The organism is Chryseobacterium lineare, assembly GCF_977014045.1.
In genome coordinates, this window is sequence record NZ_CDRNIQ010000001.1 from 528,441 (window position 1) to 552,356 (window position 23,916).

Below are 23,916 nucleotides of genomic sequence, written 5' to 3' on the forward strand. Positions count from 1 at the left end.
ATTTGTTTTAATTATTCTTCTTTATACTCAAGAATATCCCCGGGTTGGCATTCCAAAGCTTTGCAGATTGCTTCCAGCGTATCGAAACGCACGCCTTTAGCTTTTCCTGTTTTAAGAACAGAAAGATTCACATTACTAATTCCTATTTTGTCTGCCAATTCTTTACTCTGCATTTTTCGTTTGGCAAGCATGACGTCTAAGTTGATGATGATTGGCATTTTATATAAATAGATCTTGTTCGTTTTGTAAATGTAGGCCCTGTTTAAAAATATTAGCAAGGAAGAAACAGAAAATTCCCAGCATGAAATGGATAAAGACCAGCCCCCAAATGAAACTTTCCACTTCTACAAAAAAACTTGCTATAATGACTATTGGTAAAGGGAAGAAAATGTTGTAGCTATAAAATCTTTTGAGGTGTACGATGTTTTCTTCGGTAAATAATTTTGACTGAAAGAAGACCTTAAACACCTTTGCCGACAACCAGAAAAAGATTCCGTAAGTTAAGAGAACCATCAAAAAAGACAGGACGATATAAGAATAATTATTTTCGATGTTGAGAAATGGTTGCTCTGTAAATGGATAATTAATATGCAGGTATAGATCTTCTTTGTAAGGCATTACGGAAAAACCGGTCAACAGGCAAAATACCGAATAGAGAAACGTAAGGAGATAGCCTGCGGACAATACAATGCACAGGTAATACAGTATTTTTGAAATATTTTTACTCTGATTCATAGGGTAATTAATTAATTTGTTAATGCAAATATATAATTAATTATCGTAAAACATTAATTAATTAAAAAATATTTTTAGTTGATGTCTATTGAAGGTTTATGATTAATGCATTAACAATCAGATTTATCACTATTTCATAAAATTTCTATAAAGTTCTAATTTCAGTTTTTCGTAAAAGGAATATTGTTGTAAAATCCTATCTGAATCTGTCCGCGGTTTTTATTTTCCTGGAGTTGATTCATATAACCCGCCTCAATCCTCATGTTCTTGTTGATTACATATCCCAAAGCCCCATAAACTCTGTTTCTGTCGAAAACCGGACTGTCAAAGTGCAGGAAAATTTCATTGTAAGCCGATGCATAAAAAGTTTTCGGCGTAAGTTCTTTATTATTGATCGGAATATTAAATCCTAAAAAGTACCTGAACCTCATCCTGAAATCATCTTCCAGAAATCTCTCTTCCAGACGATACCGATGCTGAATATTGAAACGTCCGAATTTTTGTTTTGTAATATACTGTTGAAATATGCGGTGTTCAATATTTTCAGTCTTTTCGCCATTAAGATAAGGCTGACTTAAAATAAATCCATACCCTAGTAAAATATTATTATTGTTTTCCGTAAGGTCATATCCAATTCCCGTACGGATAAGAAGTTGTTCAAGATCACCTACTGCATCAAAATTTCTATATTGAATTTCATTATGCCAGTTTAGTTTTTTACTGATCTTATTGTTTCCAAAATACATATACCAAGCGCCCAGATCGTTTTTTTGAGCCTGTACCATCGAAGTTCCTAAAATAAAAACGCTTACTGCAAATGCTTTTATAACTTTCATACCGTTTTATATTTATTATTAAAATCTATTAAATTATTAAAATCAATGCTGATTATCAATAATAGGGAAAATATTTATAATAACAAACCTGATTTTATCCCATAAAAAAAACCGGCTGTTTATGGCCGGCTTGTATTTTTATATGAACTGTACTAAGGATGCTGCTGTGCTTTTGCAGGATCATCATAATTCACCATCCAGTTAATCCCGAATTTATCGCTGAACATCCCGAAATAGGCTCCCCAGAAAGTATCAGCCATTGGCATCGTAATGTTTCCGCCTTCGGAAAGGCCATTAAATAATTTATCAGCTTCTTCTTTAGATTCTGCGTTAATAGAAACTGAGAAATTATTTCCTTCCTTGAAGTGAGAGGCCCACTCACCGCCTGTATCACTACCCATCAGGACAGTTTCTTTAGAGATTGGAAGAGTGACGTGCATGATCTTGTCTTTGTCTTCTTCGGGAGTTTCTTTGCCCTCCATTGGAGGCATTTCTCCAAAAGTTCCGATGTAGGGAAATTCTCCTCCGAAAACTGATTTGTAAAATTCAAAAGCCTGCCTGCAGTTTCCATTGAATGTTAAGTAAACATTTACTGTTGCCATAATTGTGTTATTTTTATTGTTAAATCTATCTGTGCTGATCTATAAGAATCATATTTCCGTCGGGATCTTTAAGGTAAATATGCTCCGGCCCGGAAGTATTTTCATCGGCTTCTTTCTGAAGCTCAACGCCCTGTTCTTTCAGATGTTTCTGGATATCCCGAACGTCATCAAAACTGTCAAGATTCTGAGCATTCTGGTCCCAGCCGGGATTAAAAGTAAGCATATTACCATCAAACATCGCCTGAAAAAGTCCGATAATATGATCTCCGTTTTTCATGATAAGATAATTATGATCCATTTCCCCCGCCATATGACTGAATCCTAATTTTTCATAAAACGCTTTGGATTTCTGAAGATCCTTTACGCTTAAACTTATTGAGAAAGCTCCTAGTTCCACTTGTATTTTATCTTTTAATTATTATTTAAAAACGACTTTTGAAATATCGGTAGACACAAAAATTTTTAAACGCCAAATTGTGCCAGGTGATGATTCAGGTGTTTGGCAAACATATTACTCCATTCCTGAGCCTTTAGTTTTCCGAAAGAAAAAGATTCTTTACCATCGAAAGCCGATGCTCCAAGCTGTTGTGTTTTCTGTATAAAGCCGATCAGTCTTTTCTTTTCTTCCTCGAAATTCTTTCTTTCTGTAATAATAAACTGTGGTGCGGTAGGACTGTTTTTCGGATAAGATTTCTCTCCGGTAACTTTAGGTTTTAAAAATGTTTTCAGGATAAATTTGGCAATGCTTCCGGGCTTTTTATGTTTCTCGGGTTCATAAACCATTTCATACGATACGGAGCAGTGCGCCAGCATCTGATCAACGGTCATTTTTCCCCATTGCGGCTGTGTCTCCGGGGTTAGCTTGTTGATTCTGTCAATATAATTCTGAGCTACTTTGGCATCAAAAACGTTTTCCATAGTTTAGTAAAATGTTAAAAACAAATATATCAGTTTTTCAGATTATTTTTTAAACCATTTATAAAAAAGAATATTACCGTTTATTTGATTTATAAAAAATACCCTTGAAAATCAGGGTTTCAAGGGTATTTTAGGTTAGTGAAAAATTTATTTGAAATTATTCCGAAATCTGCACTTCAGTTCCTTTAGTATGCGCATTCATTTGCGGCGCATAATAATTCTGAATGGTTGTAATTCCGTTTGAGAATTTTCCTGAAGCATTGGCCAAATAATCATATTCAAACACATATTTTCCTTTCGGCAGATACTGAATGTAAAAATTCGTGGACGCATCTTTGGTTGACTGGTAATATCCCAGACTATTTTTCCATTGGTAACCAGATAATACATCTACAGGCTCAAATCCTGCCGCTCTCATGTCTTTGATATGGATAAATTCCATCGGACGATCCGTATTCAGAACCATTCTTACGGTTACTTTATCTCCAACTTTTAATGGAGTTTCCGGAGATATCTTCTGTAATTCTTCACCGTTCACTGTTTTTATTTTTCTGTAAAGTTCTTTGGTTACGGAAATATAATTTTCAGAGGATTTTATTTTATCCAGATCTTCGTAGTACTGCCAGAACAATCCACCCTGCACAATTCCCGGACCAGGTTTTGAAACAGTAACCTGAGCAAGATTTTTATTCAAAATATCTGATTTTACAGTTGATTTTACATATCCTGTGGCCTGAGTTTCAGGTTTTAATTCTTTTCCGCCCCAAACAATTTTTGCTTTATCGCTTTCTGCAGACGTCCAGGACTTTCCGGAATTTAAAATGGTAAAAATTACTTCTGCCGTTCCTCTTGAACTGCCCCACGAATTAACTTCTTTTTGGGTAATCAGCCAGATTTTCATTTCTTCAATGAATTTCTGATCATTGGGCTGCAATCTGTTAAACGCTTCCAACGCACCGGCCTGGTTTACCACTTTGGAACTGAACCAGCCCCAGCCATCAAGATTCTGTTTCCAGTAAGCTCCCTGAGTTTTGGTTTCTACAGAGGTTTCTTTTAAATATCTCATCAGCTTATCTGAAACATCTTTCAGCCCATAATCATTCATCAATAATGCCGCACGGTGAAGCCCGAAGAATGTGAAATCAGTAAGCTTTGCCGTTTTTGCTTTTTGCTTTACCAAAGATTTTAAAGTAGCCGCGTTACCTTTTAAAGGATATTCTTTCTCCCAATAATTTCTGGCATCCAGATAGTCGAGTGCCCAGTTGGTCCAGACATCTTGTGTTTTTGCATCATAATAGGTATTGATCTCATTATCAACATAAGTAATTAGATTTTTCACCAGTTCTTTTTGCGTTGCATTTTGATACTCTTTAGCCTGATCTTTTAACCATACATTGATTTTGCCTAAGTTTTTCAGGATGTACAATGATGTTGAGTAAGAACTCGGATATCCCTGATACCATGAGAAACCACCATCCGGATTCTGAAGTTTTTTGAGTTCTTCCCAATCCTGACTGATAGAATTTTTCATCGTATTGACATCAAAAAGTAATGCGAGCTTTTGCATTTGTTCCTGTTCGTTATTACTTTCCAGCACCCACGGTGTCTCATCCAATAACAATTGTTTCAGTTCCTGATTTTTTTCAAGATTTGAATTCAGTAAACCTTTATTCTGATACTCTTCAAATACGGTTTTCATCTTTGGATTGGCTTTAAAAACCTCTGATGCCAAAACATCGGCAAACCATTTGTTAAAGATTACATCCGCAGAATTATTGGGATCATTTTTAAGGCTCGGAAGAGCAAACATAATTTCCCAAATCGGATTGGTCGTCAGTTCCAGTGTATTGGAAATATTCGAAATCGTGTTTGAATTTGCATTTTTGAGATTTTCAAGTTCAAATGTTTTGGTTTCGCCTTCTTTTACAAAAACCGGCACCGCATCGGTAACCAGCATTCTGTTCGGAAGAACGGCAATGGCCTGCTGTTCTCCATCGGAATATGCTCCTGCTTTAGCGATAACTTTGATGATGACAGAAGAAACATTTTCAGGAACTTTTAATTTCCAGGTTAATGCAGAATTTCCATTTTCGCCAATTTCAAAATTCTGAGGAGCAGTGCTTACTCCGAATTTTGAAGATATTTCTTCATTGGTAAACGCATCCAGAATCTGCAATATTGCTGAACCATTCAGCTTTTTATTCGTTAAATTCGAAAGTTTCGACTGTAAATTTAATTCATCCCCTTCTCTCAAAAATCTAGGATAATTCGGCGTTACGGAAAATTCTTTCTGCGTGATGACCTCTTTTTCCAACACCGCTGCTCTGGCATCTTTGGTGTGAGCAAGGAACATCAGTTTCCATTTGGTTAAGGCTTCAGGAGAAGTAAATTCAAAATTAACATTTCCTTCAGCATCGGTTTTCAGGTCAGGATAAAAGAATGCTGTTTCGTTAAGATTTTGGCGAACGGAAACTTTTTCTAAATCTTCTTTATCTAAGACTTTATCATCAGCAATAACTTCCGAAGCTGTAGCAGCAACTTCTCTCTTTTTAGCATAGCCACCAATCATTAGAACTTCTTCAACATTTTGACTAATTGCACTGTCGGGCGGCGCAGGACTGGCAACTCCTCTAATATTAACTCCGGATGCTCTTCCCTGTAATACCATCAAACCATTTCTGTCGAACCAGTTAAACTGAGGAACTTCCACATAATTTCCGTTGAAGAATTTTATTCTCTGTTGATAATATTTCGTTAAAAGATTGTCTCTGAAATCATACATGGTCACCAAAGAATAAGGTCTGTACAATTTTTCCCATGTAAAACTATTGACCGCAAACTGATCCAGCGACATATCATACATATTGGCCAGCACCTCAGCATTGATTTTTTCTTTATCACTTCCTGAAACTTTCACCGACCATTTTTCTTTTACGTTAGGCTCAAGTTTGTCTCTGAAAGTTGTAGTCTCAATTTTTAACGGCTGTTCGGAGTCTTTAATTTTTAAATTTACCGTTGCCGTCTGAACATCATTGTACGCCACAACCTGGAATTGAATATTAACTGCCGATACAGCTTTATCTTTAGGAATATCAACAGCATATTCCAGTTTGCCGTTTTTAATTTTCTGAATATCGTAAACGGTTTTCCCGGAACCATCCTGAATATAGATGTTTACCAAAGCATTCGGAACCGCAGAGTACACATAAATTTTAGCTTTTTCTCCTCTTGAAAATTCTGTTTTTGGCTGTAAAGTGGTAAGGAATGTTTTCTGGTTGGCTTTCAGGCTATTTTTATCCCAAACACTGAAATACTGGGACGTTTTAATGGTATCTCTTCCTTCGATATTGTATAATTCAAGCTGGTAATCACCGGCATCCAATTTACCTAAATCAAGATCGGTTGTTGGAGTTTGGTTGCCAGTTGACGGTTGTTGTATTTTTTCAAAAACTAATGTTGATTTCCAATTCTCAGGTTGATCATTTTTATCAAAAAGATCATGAGGGAATTTTCTGATAAATTCTTCTTTTGAAAATGACGGAAGATTCTGTACTGCATCTTTAAAATTACTCCTGAAAATCCTGTCCGGAGCCTGAAGTTTTAAAAGTTTTACCTGATAAGATTTTTTTAAATTCTGCTCATTATAATTCTTGGTTTCAACCTTTAATTTCACATTTTCGTCAGAAAAAATATCTTTTATTTCATCTGCTTTGATGTAATGAGATACTGAAGCGACTTTCAACTGCGTTTCTGCAGACTGTGTCTCACCATTAATATCGGTAACGGAAGCATTGATTTCATAATTATCAATCTGAATTCCTTCCAGCTGTTCATCTTTTTTTAGTTCCAGGAGGATGACAAATTCACCTTTTTCATTAGTCTTAGTTTCTCCAAGAATAGAATTCTCGTTATCATTCCCCTGTGGATACCACCAAAAATATCTCCAGCGAATATTACGTTTTTTAATTTCATAATTCACTTTCGTATTGTTTAAAGCAATTCCTGAAAAGGTTGTTGCCTTACCTTTCAGCTCAATAGTCTGGCCGTATTTATATTCGTCTTTTACAGGTTCGAAACTTACTTCAAACTTTGGTCTTTTATATTCTTCTACACTGAATCCTTTGAATACAGGCGTTTCACCATCGGTGCTCAAATAAAACTCACCATTCAGTTTGCCTTTAGGAAGTACAAAACTTCCATGATAGGAACCAAACTCATTGGTCGTAAAGTTTTGAGATGAGACTTCTTTACCATTGGCATCACCTAAAGTAATTTTTTGCTTTAATCCTGCGTCTACAGACTCTACATCTTTATTGATTTTTGTATTGATAACTTTAAAGTAAACAGTCTGCCCCGGTCTGTAAATGGCTCTGTCCGTGAAAATCTGAGTCTTTGTATGTAATTCATCATCAATATCAAATTCATCATTATAATTATTTCCATAGACTTGCATGATTTGAAAATCATTCGTTTTTGGCTGTTGAATCAGGAATACTCTGTAATATTCTTTATTTGAAGAAGAAGGAAACCTGAAAACCCCGTTGCCATCAGTTTTGCCGGTAGTCTTATTTAAAACAGAATTTCCGGAAAATTCATAAAACGCAAGACTTTCATTGGATATTGGCTCACCGTTTTCGCTGCTGACTAATTTCAGTTCGTTAGCAGAAAAATTTCCGTCGATTTTATTTTTATAAATGATTTTGTGATCAGACACAAAGAAATAAAAATTCTGATTTTTGTCGTTGGTTCCGTCATTTACTATATATTCTGCCACATAAATTCCTGATGGAAGCGGTTTTATTTCGAGAGAAGTTTTGTGTAACTGATAATCTTTAGGATCAGAAAGCTGATACGTTTCTTTTTTTACGAGATCTTTTTTTACTTTCTCAAACATTTCAGGATAAGGATTTCTTGAATACTGTAAAAATGATTTAAGATCATCTGTTACTTTGTAAATATTCAGAGAAAAATTGCTTAGATTTTTATATTCGGCAACAAAATGAATAGCTTTATTGCTCTGTGTTTGCTGTTCGTATTTTATGTTTAAAGAAATGAGTTTGATCTGCTCTTCCTTATTTTTAATATTTTCGATAAACGGCGATTGAGGATATTGGGATCTGGCTTTTGCGGCAATTTCGAGTGCTTCTTTCTCCTGCTTTTTGGCCAGTAATTCATTCATGATATCGTCCATGATGAGTACTTTATAATCACCTTTGGTATCAGAATTCAAAAGAGTATTGAGCTGCTGAAGTTTATCTTTACATTGATTGTAGTTACAGTTCTCCTGCAATTTCTGATGCATAAAATATAACTTGGAGTTACCATTGTTCTGTGCAATTAATTCATTGAAAATGTCATTAATCTGTTTATGGTTGTCTGCCAATTCGTTTTTAGTAAAAAGTCCGTTATTGGACAAGAAATCTACTTTTTTGAGCGCATACCAGTCTGCCAGTGTCGGGAAAAAGGAAATTGACAGAATATTGGTAAACAGTGATTGATAAGGTACCAGTTCAATCTTCTTCATTTCAGTTTTCTGCTGATCAAGTTCTTTAAAGCTTTTGGTAATGTAATTTTTAAAATCCATTTTGCTCCAGGTTTCGATCTGCGTAATATCCTGAGAATTTATATTTGTCCTGCCATTGATTTTCCAGCTGTTATGACTGTAATAATCGATAATAAAACCATTTATTAAAACTTTATAAATAATTTTTTCTTCACCTTTCAACTGTTTTTCGATATCCGACAGTTTGCTGAAAAACTTTGACACAGCATTATTCTGTTCATCTTCTCTCGTTTGGTTTACAATGGAGAATTCTGCTTTTAAGGAACGAATAAGTTGAAGGGTATTGTTATCTTTCATGGCGTGATTTTGGATATCCAGAATAGTAGGAAGATTGGATTTTAAGGTTCCTTTTTTGCTACTCTCTTCAATTTTTTTCCATTGTTCATCGTAATATTTCTGTGCATAGAACATCGTTGAACCCAACAACAGAAGGAAAAATATAAAACCCTTGGATAATCTTTTCATAAATGTTATTTTTGATCTAATGAATTTATTAAAAATACTGAAAAAAACCATTATAGACAGTCAATTGTATGTGTCTTTAATGGGAACTCTATTCGCAGTATTCTTTATGCAAGAGCAAAACACGTTCCGATGGCCTACTGTGGTATTTATTTTTATTACTTATTTTAGCGGGTATCTTTATACCAAATATCAGAACACCAGACATTTCCCTGTCATATTACTTATTAATGCCATCGCAGGAATTGTCTGTGCTTTTCTTATCATCCATAACCATAACAGCATCAGGCTTTTAAAATGGCTCGTAATTGTCGTTTTGGGACTGCTCTACAACAGCTTTTTCCTGGATGTTTATATCCGTAAAATTCCTTTGTTAAAGATCTTTTATGTGGGACTTGTTTGGGCTTTGGTAAATTGCTGGCTGACATTGCCGGAATTCAGTATTCCTATATTTCTGATCAGTTTCTTTTTCATTACCGCATTGGTTCTGCCTTTTGACATCCGTGATATGAAAATCGATACTGTAAAAACATTTCCGACGATTATCGGAGTTCAGAATACAAAATATATCGCTTATGTATTGATTTTCCTAAGCAATATACTTGCTGCTCAGTATCTCGCATTCAATTATTCTCTATCGTTTTTTCTTTCAGGCATCATTACTTATATTTTAATTTATTTTTCTGAAAATGAAAGAGATGACGCCTATTTTTCATTTGGAGTGGAAACCTGTTCTGCACTTCCTTTTTTATTTTCAGTAATAATGAAGTATTTTTGACGAATGATTATCAAGAAACTTTCGCTGTATAATTTCAAGAACCATTCCGAGAAAAAATTTGAGTTTTCCCCGCAGATCAATTGTTTTGTAGGAAACAACGGCGTGGGAAAAACCAATATTCTTGATGCCCTGCATTATCTGTCGGTCGGGAAAAGTTTTTTGGGAAATACTGACCTCAACAATATTCGGCATGATGAAGATTTTTTCACGATCGATGCAGAAATCATGAATGAAGAGAGTGAAGATATCATCAAAATTTCACAGCCGAAAGAAGCGAAAAAAATCATTAAAAAGAACGATAAAAGCTACGACAGACTTGCAGATCACATCGGTTATCTTCCCAGTGTGATGATTTCTCCCTATGATTCTAATTTAATTTCAGATTCCGGAGAGAGCAGGAGAAAATTTCTGGATGCCATGATTTCACAGACGGATTCGGAATATCTTTTTGATCTCATTCAGTACCAGAAAGTGGTTCAGCAAAGAAATGCATTATTAAAATATTTTGCCAAAAACAGAGTTTGGGACAAAGATTCATTGGAAATTTATGATGATCCTATTACAAAATTAGGGACGAAAATATTTATTAAAAGAAGAGATTTCGTAGAAAAACTAAACCCGATTGTTCAGAGTTTTTACAAGATTATTTCCGGAGGCATGGAAAATGTCTCTGTCATTTACGAATCACATTTGTTGGAAAATTCTTTTGAAAATCTGCTGAAAGAAAGTATTGAACGTGACAGAATGCTTACTTATACTTCAAAAGGTATTCACAAAGATGATCTTCTTTTTGAGATGAATTCTGTTCTGATCAAAAAGGTTGGTTCTCAGGGACAGCAAAAATCTTTCCTTATTTCTCTAAAACTTGCGCAGATGAGCCTGGTAAAGGAATTAACAAAGAAAACACCGATTCTTCTTCTGGATGATATTTTCGACAAGCTTGATGACAACAGGGTTTCCCAGCTGATTGAGCTGGTAAATCAGGAAAATTTCGGACAGATTTTCATTACAGATACCCACAAGGAACGTACGGAAAGTGTTGTCAAAAAAATCAATGAAGAAAGTATTATTTTTGAATTATAATCCGTTCCTGAAAGTCAATAAAAATCTTAAAGTTAAGCTCTATTCATCATGAAAAGAAATAAAAAACGAGAATATCAGTCATCAGAGCTTGTAAAATCTTTCGCAAGAATTTATGGTTTTGAACATAAACTCATCGCCTTTGAAATCAAGGATTTTCTAGAAGAATATCTTGATGAAAGCCTTTTCTGTGAAATCAAGAGCGTGAATATTGAAGATCAGACAGTTATTATAAAAATTAATTCTCCTATTTTAAAACACGATTTTCAGATGCGTAAAAGTTTCTATCTTAAAAAATTCAAAGATAAATTCGGGGCTGATAAATTTAATGATCTTCAGATTTTGTAGGAATCGTACTGTTCATAAGATCATCAGTCTTTTTGTCCAGACCGGATCGTAAAGGAATAAAAAACCTCAACGGATTCTTTAAAAAATATTTAAAAATTCCTTTATAAATTTCACTTACCTGTCCAAAATTCAGTTTTCTCGATCTGAAGGCCAAAAACATGGAAAGACTAAAACTCACGGCAAAGTTGAAAAATCCGATCAGAAAGACTGTAACCAGGGAAATACAGAACGTATAAGTATCGATTGAAAAATCTTTTCCATACAATCCTAAAGCGAAATTTCCAGCTGCGAAAGTGATGTGCCTGATATCAAGATCAAGCCCTAAAAATAAACCGACAGGAGCGGTTGCACCCAGAAAAACACCAAACCAGAAATTTGAAACAATTCCCGGCCAGTTTTTAGCATAATATTTTGAAAGCCCTTTCGCGAAATTTTTCCCAAAAAGTCTTCTTATGGAGAGATTTTTAGATATTCTTTCAGGAATTTGATAAAACACGGAATTGTTTCCAATATTCCCTGAAATAATCCCTGAAATAAAAAGGTAAAAACCTGCAATACAAGCATGTAAAATAGCTTTAGACTTAAACGGATCAAGATCCATGAGTAATTTATCCGATCTTTCAACGGCAAGGTTTTGTGAAAAGAAAACATCCAGACCATAAATGATAATTAAAGCAATGGGAAAAGATAAAAGTACATTTCCTACAAACGCAATAAACTGACTTCTAAAGAGTTTTGAAACCAAATGCGCAAATTCTTTACTGTCGCTTTTAATATTTCCTTCTTCTGACAAAACTTTCGTCATCGTTGCGGCCGTCATAGCCGGTTGTTTTGTTGCCAGCGTAAAGCCCATCAGATAAATCATCACAAAACCCATCGCATAATTCATGGAATATAAAAATGCATGCGAAAAATCACTTCCCGGTACATAACCATACAGCATTTTTAAAACACATAAAGCACCAACGATTATTCCACCACCGCTGGCTTTATAGAACATCGTCATATATTCCTTACGCGTTGAGGTGATATAATGCGCACCGGTTTCTGCAGTATGATTGGTGATAAGATGTGAGATCAGCCTTGTGCTGTCGTTAATCAGCTCTGAAATATTATTTCTGTGAGATTTATAGCTTAAAATATTAAATACCAATTGCTTGGAATTGATTAAAACATCTTTTTCTCCGTCAATAACTAAAAGCTGAACGGTTTCGTAAATTCTCTGAATCTGCTGACGGATCTTTAGTAAAGACTGGTTAATTTTTCCTGAAATTCCGTATTTTGAAGAGTTTTTAAATGAAATATTAACAAACTCAAGACATTGCTCGATATAAATTTTAATCTGCTTGTACCTGCTGTCTTTGGAATTCAGCTGAAGCTCGGGATTTTTTTCAAATTCTGCAGCAAGCTCTTCAAGCTCGTTCTGTAAAGCAAGGAAAGGATTGTCAAAATTACGGTACTGGGGAGCCATCCTTACAACCTCAACTTCCATCGCGGAACCGGTAACACGCCATGAAAGGATATTCATGGAGAAAAGAAGTTCTTTTTTTACTTCAGGTCTTACAATAAAATCGGATATACCCAGAATAATAAAGAGTTCATCAATTTCATTTTCAGGGAGATTCTGGAGAAATTTAAGGTCTTTTTTCGGTGTAAAGCTCACATTATCGATCATATACCAGATCGTTTGCTCATTAACGACCGGAGGAAGTATCTTATTCAGAATACGCTTTTTCAACTCAGGAATAAATGCGTTTTCCGACAGAATATTCGCTTCCGTTACAGAAAGATTAAATGTTTTGTTGCTGAAAATATGATGAATATACTTTCTGAAGTTTTCAGAAATCTGAATATTACTTCTGAAAAAGTTAAGAACATCTGTGAAATCCGCATTTTTAATACTCTCCAGAAATTCCGCAAAGGGTTCCAGAGAATGCGTCTGATTCTTAAAAGAAAAATATTTCTTAAGAACAGACTCAAAATTTGTGCTGGAATTAAAGAGTTTCATTAGTACAAAGATACTATTTCAAACTCACATTCCTCATTTGTCTCATGATCCAATTGTGTTTCTTTCTTAAATATGCCGATGGATTTTTAGGATCATACTTTTTAGGGTTGGGTAAAACGGCTGCAATCCATGCTGCTTCAGACACCGTAAGATCTTTTGAAGGCTTTCCGAAATAATATTGAGCTGCAGCTTCAACACCGAAAACACCTTGTCCCATTTCGATAGAATTGAGGTATCTTTCAAGAATAATATCTTTGCTCCATACTTTTTCAATGATGAACGTGTAGACTGCTTCAAGACCTTTTCTGATCCAGCTTCGTCCTTGCCAAAGGAAAATATTTTTTGCGGTTTGTTGTGAAATGGTACTTCCCCCTCTCAGTTTTTTACCTTTTTCATTGTTTTTCATGGCTTTTTCGATAGCCTTATAATCAAAGCCGTCGTGCATAAAGAACTTCTGATCTTCGGAAGCAATTACGGCTTTCTTTACATTATTCCCCATCTCATCATAAGAAATGTAATCTCTGTGCAGTTTTCCGTATTCAAAAAAACCTCCGATCTGTGTGATGGTTATGGGCGGATTAAAAAATCTACCCCAAACGATAAATAATACATTCAGAATGAGAATGATAAATATAATGCGTTTAATTGTTTTCCACATAATGTATAAAAAAGAAACCCAAAAATAAGCAAATAGTCTGAGTTATTGCAACTCTTTCATATAGGTAAGCTGATAATCAGGTAAAAGTTCCGGATGGAAAATTTTAATATAATCCTTTAAAACAAGATCAGATCTTACTACTCCGCTTTCAAAAAAGTCATTGGCTTTGGCTTTTTCTTTTCCGGTAATAACATACATCTTTCCTTTATTAAAAACACTTAATTTACTGTAAACAGGATTCATTCCCAGCATTTCTTTTTTTGACGTATGGTTTCCGGCATTGACCCAGTACTGAACCTGATCTGCCTTTGCAAAAACTTCCTCAAAGCTCATGGTAACAGCTTTTTCATCTGTATTATTTTTTAAAATATAGTTTGCGTTGGCATCATTAATAAAGTTGGCCACAGCTGTTTTTCCTCCGGGAAGATACCAGACATCGCCGTACATCTCGTTGGCCAAAACCGTTGGTCGGGCTTTTGCCTTTAAAGCCATTTGTTTTAATTGATTATAATTTTCTTCAATCTCATTGTATTTGGCCACCGCCTCTTTTTCTTTTCCGAAAAGTTTTCCGAAAAGCTTGATGTAAGCCGTTTTTTCCAACGGTTTCTGCTCCATGTATTCGTCCAGGAAAACGACCTGAATTCCGTTGTCTTTTAATAGTTTATAGGTATTGTCAAAACTTGCGATGTGATTGGTAAAAATGGCATCCGGTTGTAAAGAAAGGATTTTTTCGACATCGTATTTCTGCTCATTCCCTACATTCTGAATTTTTCCTTCTTTTAATAAATTCTGAATTTTGTCGGAATAAATATATTCGGGACTTGCAACGCCGATGACCAGATTTTCAACCCCGAGTGCCGATATATATCCCGCCATACTTGCATTCAGCAGGATAATTCTTTTAAAAGGAAGCTGATTTTGTTTAAAATCATAACTAAAATTTCCTGATTGAATGTGAACATTTCCATTTTCTTCCTTGTATTGTACAAGATTTGATATGGAAACAGATTCTGCAGGTATTTTTTTTTGTTCTCTTTTACAAGCCGTTAGCGTCAAAAATGCGATTAATAATAAAATTCTTGGTTTCATCTTTCAAAGAAAGTAAAAAAGTGCTATATTTGCAAACCATTTAACAATGGCCTCGTGGCGCAACTGAATAGCGCATCTGATTACGGCTCAGAAGGTTACAGGTTTGAATCCTGTCGAGGTCACAAACATCCAAAGGCACCACTTATAGTTAAGTGGTGCTATTTTTTTATAGTTTAATCATTGGAGTCTATTTTTGTAAATTCTAAAAGACTTATGTTGAGGATCAGTTCTAATATATTACAATTTGATCAACATATTACGGAAATTAGCAGGGAGTAATAAATTTTGCTAATTTTGGAGAAATTTATTTAGAAATCAATGAAAAAAAATATCATAGCCGGCTTTGCGGCGATCATGTTGCTGGCGTCTTGTAAGAACGATAAGAAAATCCTGGATTCGCTTGCAGATTACAACAACTCAATGGAGCAGAAAGGATATCATTTCGGAGATAAACTTGCTTTGCCAAGTGAAGTGACTGACGATGCAGAAAGTATCTCTATCAGTTTCGGAGACAAAGAAACATCCGATTTAACGATAAATCCGAAATTTTTTACTTTAGGTGACAATCCGGTTACTTTCAATATCAAAACAAAGGGTGGCGAAACACTTACTCAGGACGCTACTATCAATGTTTTTGCCAAAAATCCGGAAAAAAAGATCTCTTACGAAATTGTAGCAGAATACCCTCATGATCCTAAAAACTTTGTTCAGGGTTTTCAGATTGAAGGAAATACGATTTATGAAAGTGACGGACAAAACGGATCTTCGCAAATCTTAAAATATACATTAGGAACTACCACACCATTGGCTTCAACCAAGCAGCCGCAGGAAGATTTTTCTGAAGGAAGTACGATTGTCGGAGATAAAGTGTATCAGCTTACATGGCAAAGTAAAAAAGGATATATTTATGATAAAAGTTCATTAAAATTATTATCTGAATTTGCCTATCCGAATGTTTTGGGAGAAGGTTGGGGACTTACGTATGACGGTAAAAACCTTATTGCATCAGATGGAAGCAAACTTCTGTATTTCCTGGATCCTGCTAATCCTTCTAAGCTGGTAAGATATATTGCTGTTGCGGGAAGTTCTCAGGCTTACGATCAGCTGAACGAACTTGAATATCATAACGGATTTATCTACGCAAATGTTTGGCAAAAATCGATCATTTTAAAAATTAATCCTGAAAACGGAGAGGTAGTAGGAACATTTGATTTTACAGATATTGCAAAACAAAATACCAAAGGGAGTGACGACGTTTTGAACGGAATTGCTTTTAAAGGAGAAAATATGCTGGTTACCGGAAAAAACTGGCCGAAAATCTATGAAGTTGCAGTTAAATAATTATTGAATATTGAAAGCTGTAAAGAAAAGTCTGATTTCAGGTTTTACACTGATTCTTTTATTAACCTCTTGCAGGAATGACAGGGAAATTTTGAATTCTCTTGCGGATTACAATTATTCGATGGAAGAGAAAGGGTATCGCTTTGGTGACCGCCTGAAGCTTCCGGCTGAGGTGGCAGAGTATGCAGAAGCTGTTTCAATAAGCTTTGGAAATAAAGAGACTTCCAATCTGGTTATTGATCCGAAATTCTTTGGATACGGAGAGAATGAGGTAACCTTTATTGTCAAAACGAAAGGTGGTGAAACGCTGAATCAGGATGCAACGATTAATGTTTTTTCAAAATCTCCCGAAAAGAATATTATTTACAGCATTGTAGCGGAATATCCGCATGATCCCAACAATTTTCTGGAAGGTTTTCTTCTCGAAGGGAATACGGTATATGAAAGCGACGGTCTGAAAAATTCTTCCCAGCTTATTAAGTATGTTTTAGGAACTACTAAACCAATTATAACAGAGAAGCAGCCCGGTCATATTTTTTCCGAGGGATGTGCCATTGCTGGTGACAAAATTTATCAGTTGACCTATCAGAATAAAGTAGGATTTATTTATGATAAAAATACACTCAAGAAGCTTTCGGAATTTCCTCTGCCCAATGAAATCGGTGAAGGCTGGGGACTCACTTATGACGGCCGGAATCTCATTGCAACAGATGGTTCAAATAACCTGTACTTTCTTGATACTAATAATCCGTCGAAAGTAGTGAAAAAACTTTCGGTTGGAGGTTATAAGGATATTTACAATCAACTCAATGAACTTGAATATCACGAAGGTTTTATTTATGCTAACATCTGGCATCAACCTTTTATTCTTAAAATAAGTCCGAGAACCGGGGAAACTGTAGGGAAATTTGACTTCACAAAAATTACGGAGGAAAATACGAAAGACAATAAAGAACATGTTCTCAACGGAATTGCTTTCAGGGGTGAAAATATGTTGGTTACCGGTAAAAACTGGCCAAAGATTTATGAAGTTGCTATTCAATAGTTATATTTTAAATACAAAATAAAATAGTAAATTGGCAGCGTTCCTTTTGGGGCGCTACTTCAGTAGAATAATTTGAGAGTATTATATTTGATATTTATGTTTGTTTTCTGTTCGCTGTTTGCACAGAAATCTCTTCCTTTAGACACTTTGAAACTCAAGGAAGCTAAAGATATGCTTGCCGACGACTATGGAAATCTCTACATCTACAAAAACAAGGATTTTAGCCTTACCAAATATGATTCACTGGGAAAGCAGATCGGTAAAATGATGCTTGCGGTTCCCTATAAAGTGCAGACTGTTCAGAATCCGCTGAGTGTTCCACTTTTTTCGGAAAATGCTCAGGAACTGAAATTTTTTGATCAGAATATGAATGAAATCCAGCGGGTGGATTTCAAACAGAAATTTGGTTTTATCAAAATGGCTTATGCGGAAGATCTTCAGCAGCTGTGGTTGCTGGACGAGAGTACCAAAAGGCTTATCCAGTACAATTTCAGAAATGAAACAATTATTAATTCTTATCCTTTTGATGCAAGTTTTGATGATCTTATGGATCTTCTGGTGTATGAAAATAAGATCTATATTCTCACGAGAAACAATATAAGAGTATATACTTTTAAGTTTGAAAAAATATTTGAGGCGACCGTTGAAAACGGAAAACGGTTCAGAAGGGAAAATGAATTTATTTTAGTGATTACTCCAAACTCTATTTTAAAATACATTCCGGAAAAAGAAATGGTTAAAATTTTTCAGGATCCTGATGCGCAGATTGTGGATAAAAATACGCTTTCTTATTTTGAAATCAAGGCCAACAAACTTTATCTTTACAGCCTTGAAAAAAATAAGGAAACCGAGCCGCAGACTGAACCGGATTTACAGCCAAAAGCTCAGGAGAAAGAGATAAAACAATCAGAAGAGAAAATTGCAGAACCTGACAGCCAGGAAGAAAAACTGGAGAAAAAAACTCAGGAAATAGAAGATAAAAATCCTGGGGAAAGCTCTCTGCAAAAGCTGATCGAGGAAATTTCCACGCTGGAGTCTGCAGGGGATTAGTCGGATAAATCATTTAACATAAGGATAAAATATGCATATTGCAGTTACAGGAAATATTGGAGCAGGAAAAACAACTTTAACGACTATGCTTTCAAAGCATTACGGATGGGATGCGCAGTTTGAAGATGTTGATCACAATCCTTATCTCGAAGATTTTTATGCAGATATGAGCAAATGGAGCTTTGCGCTGCAGATTTACTTTTTAGGAAGCAGATTCCGGCAGGTAAAAGAGATCCGGGATAGTGGTAAAAATATTATTCAGGATCGAACGATCTATGAGGATGCCCACATTTTTGCAGAAAACCTTAACGATATGAACCTGCTTTCGGACAGGGATTTTAAAAACTATGATTCAGTTTTCAATTTGATGAAATCTTTTGTTTCTGCACCTGATTTATTAATTTACCTTAAATCTGATGTTCCGAATCTGGTAAAAAAAATCTATAAACGAGGAAGAGAATACGAAGCATCAATCAGTATTGAATATCTTTCTAAACTGAATCAGAAGTACGAAAAATGGATATCCAATTACACCGAGGGAAAATTATTGATTATAGAGGTTGATGATCTTGATTTTGTAGAAAAGCCGGAAGATTTCGGATTCATCCTTGAAAAGATCGAAGCGGAACTTTATGGATTGTTTTAACAAAGATTTAGTATAAATTAATGTGTTTTCATTCTGTTTCTTTCTAAATTTGTTGAGTATTAAATACATTTAAAAATGTTAGTGAAAGTTTTACATAACGGAAATTGCTCAAAATCCAACGCGGTTTTGGAGTACCTTGATGAAAATGGCGTTCCGTTTGAAATCATTAATATTATTGAAGAGCCATTAAGTCCTCTGGAAATTAAAACTGTTTTAAAAAAATTGAATCAGAGTGTGTTTGATATCATCAGGAAGAACGAAAAATTATATCTTGAAAAGTTTGCAGACAAAAACCTGACGGAGGAGGAATGGATTAATATCTTAGCAGAAAATCCATCACTGATTCAAAGGCCTATTTTAATTAAAGGTTCTGTAGCAATGATTGGGAGACCTGTAGAAAATGTTAAGTATTTTATCGAGAAATAAATAAAAACATATTAAGAATGTAAACAGAAAAGTCAGCAATTACGCTGACTTTTTTCTTATAATAGAATTACGCCTTCTATTTTTGCGACTTCTTTATAAATTTTCACAACCTGATCGGCGTCCAAAACAAATGCATTAATGTTACATGCTGTATATTTTCCGTTTTTGCTTTCTCTGTTGCCCAGTGTAAATTTAATTCCGTCAAAAACTCTGTAAATCTCTGTTAATTTTGCCTGATCCGTAGGAATGATAAATTTAAATAAATAATCTTCCGGAAAATCGTGATGATCTTCCAGTTTTGTCTTTAGTGAGTTGTAAAAATCCTCAGGACTTGCATGTTGATTTCCTTGTAAAATATCCATTTACCAATTTTAATTATATATAAATTTAGCAAAATTTTTTCTATTTTCCAAGGGGTCCGAGAAGTGACTTAGAGTTTTGGATTTCATAATCTTCAATAATATTGAACATTCCGTTTACCAGCTGTTCTGAAGCTAATTGGCTTAAACCACCTGCATTTACCGTACTTTTATTGCCTCCAAGAAGACTTCCCAAAAGATTACTTCCGGATAAAGCGGTATTAATGCTTCTCACAATACCGTATTGGTTCAGCTGTTCCTCAACTTTAGGAGTGATCGCTGCAATAAGCTGCTGTGATGTTTTTTCTTTAAGAATGAGGGTGGCAGTCCCTTTCTCTCCCTGAATAATTCTTGTGACATCCTGCGCATTCAGGCTGTTTACGGCACTTACAAGAATTGGTTTTGAAATGTTGACGGTATATACAGCGGCATCTGCAATATATGCTCTTTCTTTTTCAACCAGTGAAGGAGCCACTTTTTCAAGCATAGAATTGATTTCTCTCAATTGCTTCGGAAGGGCTTTATCTACCATATTATTTTGTAGAAAGGCTTCTCTGTTGCTGTAGATGTTTACCCCTTTATCAATCCCGCTTAAAAGAAACCTTTTAATAATTGAAAGACCTAAGTCTGATGTTGCAAGAGTAGTGCAAGATTGAACTGCTGTATTAATAATAGCTCCTGTACCCATAATAAGAACAGCAGCAATGATGTATTTTTTCATTGTTGACGATTAAATATTATATATTTTCAAATAATGAACCAAATTTAACTACAATTATTGTTTTAACAAATTTTATAGTAGTTAATGATAAGACTATTTAACAAATCAACTCAAAATATTTAGTAAAAGAAATAAATGTTAATGAGCTTATTAAATTTTTTTATTAATATATCTCAATTATTAACTTAAAATAAATCGATTTATTCTAAATTTTACATATTATTTTCAAATGTAAAGCAATATTGTTGTTTTAAAGAAAATTTACACTTTAACAGAAAAATAAAAACATTAAGTAAAATTAACATTGTTCAAGATATTTTTATAATTTTGACTAATGTCTTTTTATGAGAATAAGGTTTTATTCACATGATAAGCAGTAAAAAGACGTTTGTCTTTTTGTTAATATGATTGTACGAATAAAATTTAACTATATGAAACAAAGTGATTTAAAGTATTCATGTCTCATTGCTGTTTTATACTTTGGTATGAATGTCAATGCACAGACCGCTCCAAGAGATACTGTTGCCAAGGAACAGAAAATTGAGGAGGTGGTGATGATCGGGTATGGATCTCAGAAAAAAGAAAATGTTACAGGAAGTATTGGTGTAATTTCAGCAAAAGACTTAGCTGATAAACCCAATGCAAATCCGTTGAGTTCTGTACAGGGAAAAGCTTCTGGGGTTCAAATATTTAACTCAGCTACACCAGGTGGTTCTCCACGGGTAGATATTCGTGGTATCGGATCTCTTACGGGTAGTACGGTTTATATTGTAGACGGTTCTATTACTACAGATATTTCCTATCTAAATCCGCAGGATATTGAATCCATGAGTATTTTAAAAGATCCTGCAAGTTTGGCTATATTTGGAGCTCAAGCTGGAAATGGTGCTGTTATAATCAAGACTAAGACAGGGAGAGGGAAAAAGCCAACCTTTAATGTAAATTCATATTTAGGAATAAAATCTGTGACTAACGTTCCTAAAATGGTTAATTCTGATCAATATATAGAATTGTACAATGAAAAACTGATAAATGATAATGGTTCCAGTGCGGGATCAATAAGTAGAAGTCAGTTTCCTGCAGATACAAATTGGTTTAAAGAAGTCCTAAGACCGAGCACTATTAATTCTAATGATTTTTCCGCATCGGGTTCTCTTGGTAAACTTTCTTATTATGGTAGTGTAGGTTATCTTCAGGATGAAGGAAATCTTGATGCAAATAAAGGGATTAATTCAGGAAGTAATTTTAAGAGATTTACAGCTAAAGGTAATTTGAGTTATAAAATTACAGACAATATAACAATTGGAGATAATTTTACTTTTTCTAAAATGCTAACTAATATTGCAAGCAATCCTCTATTAAATGCTTACAATGCGCCACCTGTATATTTTCCTATAAATCCTTCAACAGATAATTATCAGTATTTTACTTTAGTTACCGTAAATAATCCGAGAGCTCAACTTGATTTATTCAGATCACAAAACCGACAGCAAAGATTACTTAATAATGTTTGGGCAGAAGTGAAATTTCTGAAAGATTTTACTTTTAGGAGTAGCTTGACGAATGATAATCTTAATTCTAGTTTGTATGAATATACTCCGGTAATGAATTACGTTCCACAGCCAGGAAAATCTTCTTTAATTACAAGAGATTCTAGAAATAGAGATTATGTTTGGGATAATACATTGACTTGGAAAAAGAAATTTGGAAGTCATAATTTAGATATACTTGGTGGATTTTCAAGAACCCAAAATTATTATACACAATCATATTGGAATGCTACCAATGTAAATTATGATGGAACAAATGGCTCCCTTGATATTTCTAATGGTACAGATATTTTTGGATATGAATATAAACCAAGCTTAAATGTTGTACCATATAAAAACAGAATTGAATCTTTTTTCGGAAGAGTTAATTATGATTATGCAGGAAAATATTTAGTAAATGCCTCTATTCGTAGAGATGCCTCGTCTAATTTTTCTTCTGATGATAGAGTAGAAATATTTCCATCCGTAAGTGCAGGTTGGGTAGTTTCTAAAGAAGGATTTATGAGCAATCAAAATATTTTTAATCTTTTAAAATTAAGGGGAAGTTGGGGAAGAACAGGTAACCCAAATGTTGTAAGATCGTATGATAATATAACAAGTATTCTTAATTCGGGAGCGTATTATGGTAATACCGGATATCCTGCGCAAACTATCGACTTATTGATTGATCCAACGATAGGTTGGGAAATTACTACAGGAAAAGATTTAGGGGTAGAAATGGCCTTTCTTAACAATAAGTTAAAATTTGAAGCTACTTACTTTGATAAAGATACAAAGGATGTAGTATATGGGATTGTACAGGGAACTGTTTCAGGGGCAAGTAACTGGAATAATTATGTAACTAATGCATTTTCATTTAATAATAAAGGGCTTGAACTGTCTATAAACTATGACACAAAATTATCAGAAAAAGTAAGAATTGGTTTCTATGGTAATTTCACAACATTAAAAAATGAAATCACATCCGTTTATGGTGATTCATACTTAAATACCGGTGCAAGTTTATTTGGAAATTCTATAGTTAGATTGCAAGCTGGTCAATCAGTAGGATCATATTATGGATATCAAGTTGGTGGAGTTTTTCAAACAGATGCAGAAGCTGCAGCATCGGGTCAAACTGGAGCAAAGGCCGGTTGGTTTAAATTTGTAGATCAGGATGGTAATGGGGTTATAGATGAAAGAGATAAAACCTTTTTAGGAAGTCCTGTTCCAAAAGGCACTTACGGTTTTGGATTTAATATGAACATTTCTGATTTTGATTTTGCGATAGACTTCCAAGGTGTATTCGGAAATAAGATTTACAATTATAACCGGGAGCAAAGGTATGGTAATGAGAGTTGGGATTTAGATTTTTACAATAACAGATGGCACGGAGCCGGTACTTCAAATTCTTATCCTATGGTTACCAATAATCAATCTGTAATTTTACCAAGTAGTTTTTACGTAGAGAACGGTAGCTATTTTAGAATTAGAAATATTCAAATCGGATATACGTTGCCAAAAGGATTTGCAAAATTGCCAAACTTCAGTAGAGTAAGACTTTACATCAGCGCACAAAACCCTTGGACTACTTTTAAGTACCATGGTTTTTCTCCTGAAATTAATAATTCCGATAGGGTACAAATGGGTATTGATAATAATATTTATCCTTTATCTGCAATTTATACGTTTGGTACTAACATAACTTTTTAATTAGAAATC

The 23,916-nt window shown here is 34.5% G+C and carries 21 protein-coding genes and 1 tRNA gene; 10 read left to right on the forward strand and 12 right to left on the reverse strand.

Annotation, left to right across the window (positions count from 1 at the left end):
* Nucleotides 1–11: 11 nt before the first annotated feature.
* The 7 genes from ACWNCI_RS02265 to ACWNCI_RS02295 form a co-directional block, all read right to left on the reverse strand.
* Nucleotides 12–218 carry a helix-turn-helix domain-containing protein gene (locus ACWNCI_RS02265; protein WP_346985715.1) on the reverse strand — a complete coding sequence of 69 codons (207 nt, stop codon included), beginning with the start codon at nucleotides 216–218 and terminating at the stop codon, nucleotides 12–14.
* A 1-nt stretch (nucleotide 219) separates the two neighbouring features.
* Complete coding sequence (locus ACWNCI_RS02270) at nucleotides 220–735, reverse strand: DUF2975 domain-containing protein (protein ID WP_449387022.1); 516 nt, start codon at nucleotides 733–735, stop codon at nucleotides 220–222.
* Between the two features lie 161 nt (nucleotides 736–896).
* Complete coding sequence (locus ACWNCI_RS02275; protein WP_449387023.1) at nucleotides 897–1,571, reverse strand: DUF2490 domain-containing protein; 675 nt, start codon at nucleotides 1,569–1,571, stop codon at nucleotides 897–899.
* Nucleotides 1,572–1,723: 152 nt separating this feature from the next.
* Nucleotides 1,724–2,173 carry a VOC family protein gene (locus ACWNCI_RS02280; protein ID WP_449387024.1) on the reverse strand — a complete coding sequence of 150 codons (450 nt, stop codon included), beginning with the start codon at nucleotides 2,171–2,173 and terminating at the stop codon, nucleotides 1,724–1,726.
* 25 nt (nucleotides 2,174–2,198) lie between these two features.
* Nucleotides 2,199–2,570, reverse strand: a complete 372-nt coding sequence (locus ACWNCI_RS02285) for a VOC family protein (RefSeq protein ID WP_449387025.1) — start codon at nucleotides 2,568–2,570, stop codon at nucleotides 2,199–2,201.
* Between the two features lie 65 nt (nucleotides 2,571–2,635).
* A complete protein-coding gene (locus ACWNCI_RS02290; RefSeq protein WP_449387026.1) occupies nucleotides 2,636–3,091 on the reverse strand; it encodes a DinB family protein in 456 nt (151 codons plus the stop codon).
* 157 nt (nucleotides 3,092–3,248) lie between these two features.
* Nucleotides 3,249–9,119, reverse strand: a complete 5,871-nt coding sequence (locus ACWNCI_RS02295; RefSeq protein WP_449387027.1) for an alpha-2-macroglobulin family protein — start codon at nucleotides 9,117–9,119, stop codon at nucleotides 3,249–3,251.
* Nucleotides 9,120–9,138: 19 nt separating this feature from the next.
* Between ACWNCI_RS02295 and ACWNCI_RS02300 the strand changes: the two genes are divergently transcribed.
* Genes ACWNCI_RS02300 through ACWNCI_RS02310 form a run of 3 tightly spaced genes read left to right on the forward strand, consistent with a single transcriptional unit; the run spans nucleotide 9,139 to nucleotide 11,322 of the window.
* Nucleotides 9,139–9,894: a hypothetical protein gene (locus ACWNCI_RS02300; RefSeq protein WP_449387028.1), complete on the forward strand. Its 756-nt coding sequence runs from the start codon at nucleotides 9,139–9,141 to the stop codon at nucleotides 9,892–9,894.
* A gap of 3 nt (nucleotides 9,895–9,897) precedes the next feature.
* A complete protein-coding gene (gene recF, locus ACWNCI_RS02305; RefSeq protein WP_449387029.1) occupies nucleotides 9,898–10,977 on the forward strand; it encodes a DNA replication/repair protein RecF in 1,080 nt (359 codons plus the stop codon).
* A gap of 48 nt (nucleotides 10,978–11,025) precedes the next feature.
* Nucleotides 11,026–11,322 carry a hypothetical protein gene (locus tag ACWNCI_RS02310; RefSeq protein WP_449387030.1) on the forward strand — a complete coding sequence of 99 codons (297 nt, stop codon included), beginning with the start codon at nucleotides 11,026–11,028 and terminating at the stop codon, nucleotides 11,320–11,322.
* Here the strand turns inward: ACWNCI_RS02310 and ACWNCI_RS02315 are convergent.
* From ACWNCI_RS02315 to ACWNCI_RS02325, 3 genes are read right to left on the reverse strand one after another with little or no spacing between them, the layout of a single operon-like run.
* A complete protein-coding gene (locus tag ACWNCI_RS02315; RefSeq protein ID WP_449387031.1) occupies nucleotides 11,300–13,330 on the reverse strand; it encodes a recombinase in 2,031 nt (676 codons plus the stop codon). The genes ACWNCI_RS02310 and ACWNCI_RS02315 overlap by 23 nt on opposite strands.
* Before the next feature lie 13 nt (nucleotides 13,331–13,343).
* Nucleotides 13,344–13,988 carry a monofunctional biosynthetic peptidoglycan transglycosylase gene (gene mtgA / locus ACWNCI_RS02320; protein WP_449387032.1) on the reverse strand — a complete coding sequence of 215 codons (645 nt, stop codon included), beginning with the start codon at nucleotides 13,986–13,988 and terminating at the stop codon, nucleotides 13,344–13,346.
* Between the two features lie 42 nt (nucleotides 13,989–14,030).
* Nucleotides 14,031–15,077, reverse strand: coding sequence for an ABC transporter substrate-binding protein (locus ACWNCI_RS02325; protein ID WP_449387033.1), 1,047 nt, complete (start codon nucleotides 15,075–15,077; stop codon nucleotides 14,031–14,033).
* A gap of 48 nt (nucleotides 15,078–15,125) precedes the next feature.
* On the opposite strand from ACWNCI_RS02325, the gene ACWNCI_RS02330 reads away from it, so the two are divergent.
* The 6 genes from ACWNCI_RS02330 (at nucleotide 15,126) to ACWNCI_RS02355 (ending at nucleotide 19,585) form a co-directional block, all read left to right on the forward strand.
* Nucleotides 15,126–15,199: transfer RNA gene (locus ACWNCI_RS02330), tRNA-Arg, on the forward strand.
* A 196-nt stretch (nucleotides 15,200–15,395) separates the two neighbouring features.
* Nucleotides 15,396–16,418, forward strand: a complete 1,023-nt coding sequence (locus ACWNCI_RS02335; RefSeq protein WP_449387034.1) for a glutaminyl-peptide cyclotransferase — start codon at nucleotides 15,396–15,398, stop codon at nucleotides 16,416–16,418.
* A gap of 10 nt (nucleotides 16,419–16,428) precedes the next feature.
* Nucleotides 16,429–17,463 (forward strand): glutaminyl-peptide cyclotransferase, encoded by a 1,035-nt coding sequence (locus ACWNCI_RS02340; RefSeq protein WP_449387035.1) that lies wholly within the window; start codon nucleotides 16,429–16,431, stop codon nucleotides 17,461–17,463.
* Nucleotides 17,464–17,559: 96 nt separating this feature from the next.
* The gene (locus ACWNCI_RS02345; RefSeq protein ID WP_449387036.1) at nucleotides 17,560–18,513 is read left to right on the forward strand and encodes a hypothetical protein; all 954 of its coding nucleotides are present in this window, start codon (nucleotides 17,560–17,562) and stop codon (nucleotides 18,511–18,513) included.
* Nucleotides 18,514–18,544: 31 nt separating this feature from the next.
* The gene (locus tag ACWNCI_RS02350) at nucleotides 18,545–19,159 is read left to right on the forward strand and encodes a deoxynucleoside kinase (RefSeq protein ID WP_346985697.1); all 615 of its coding nucleotides are present in this window, start codon (nucleotides 18,545–18,547) and stop codon (nucleotides 19,157–19,159) included.
* Between the two features lie 75 nt (nucleotides 19,160–19,234).
* Nucleotides 19,235–19,585, forward strand: coding sequence for an ArsC/Spx/MgsR family protein (locus tag ACWNCI_RS02355; RefSeq protein ID WP_449387037.1), 351 nt, complete (start codon nucleotides 19,235–19,237; stop codon nucleotides 19,583–19,585).
* 56 nt (nucleotides 19,586–19,641) lie between these two features.
* Here ACWNCI_RS02355 and ACWNCI_RS02360 read toward each other — a convergent pair whose 3' ends face one another.
* Nucleotides 19,642–19,947: a DUF493 family protein gene (locus ACWNCI_RS02360; RefSeq protein WP_042721409.1), complete on the reverse strand. Its 306-nt coding sequence runs from the start codon at nucleotides 19,945–19,947 to the stop codon at nucleotides 19,642–19,644.
* Between the two features lie 40 nt (nucleotides 19,948–19,987).
* Nucleotides 19,988–20,665, reverse strand: coding sequence for a DUF4197 family protein (locus ACWNCI_RS02365; RefSeq protein WP_346985695.1), 678 nt, complete (start codon nucleotides 20,663–20,665; stop codon nucleotides 19,988–19,990).
* A 431-nt stretch (nucleotides 20,666–21,096) separates the two neighbouring features.
* On the opposite strand from ACWNCI_RS02365, the gene ACWNCI_RS02370 reads away from it, so the two are divergent.
* Entirely contained in the window at nucleotides 21,097–23,907 is a 2,811-nt protein-coding gene (locus tag ACWNCI_RS02370; RefSeq protein WP_449387038.1) for a SusC/RagA family TonB-linked outer membrane protein, read from the forward strand.
* The last annotated feature ends 9 nt before the right edge of the window (nucleotides 23,908–23,916 follow it).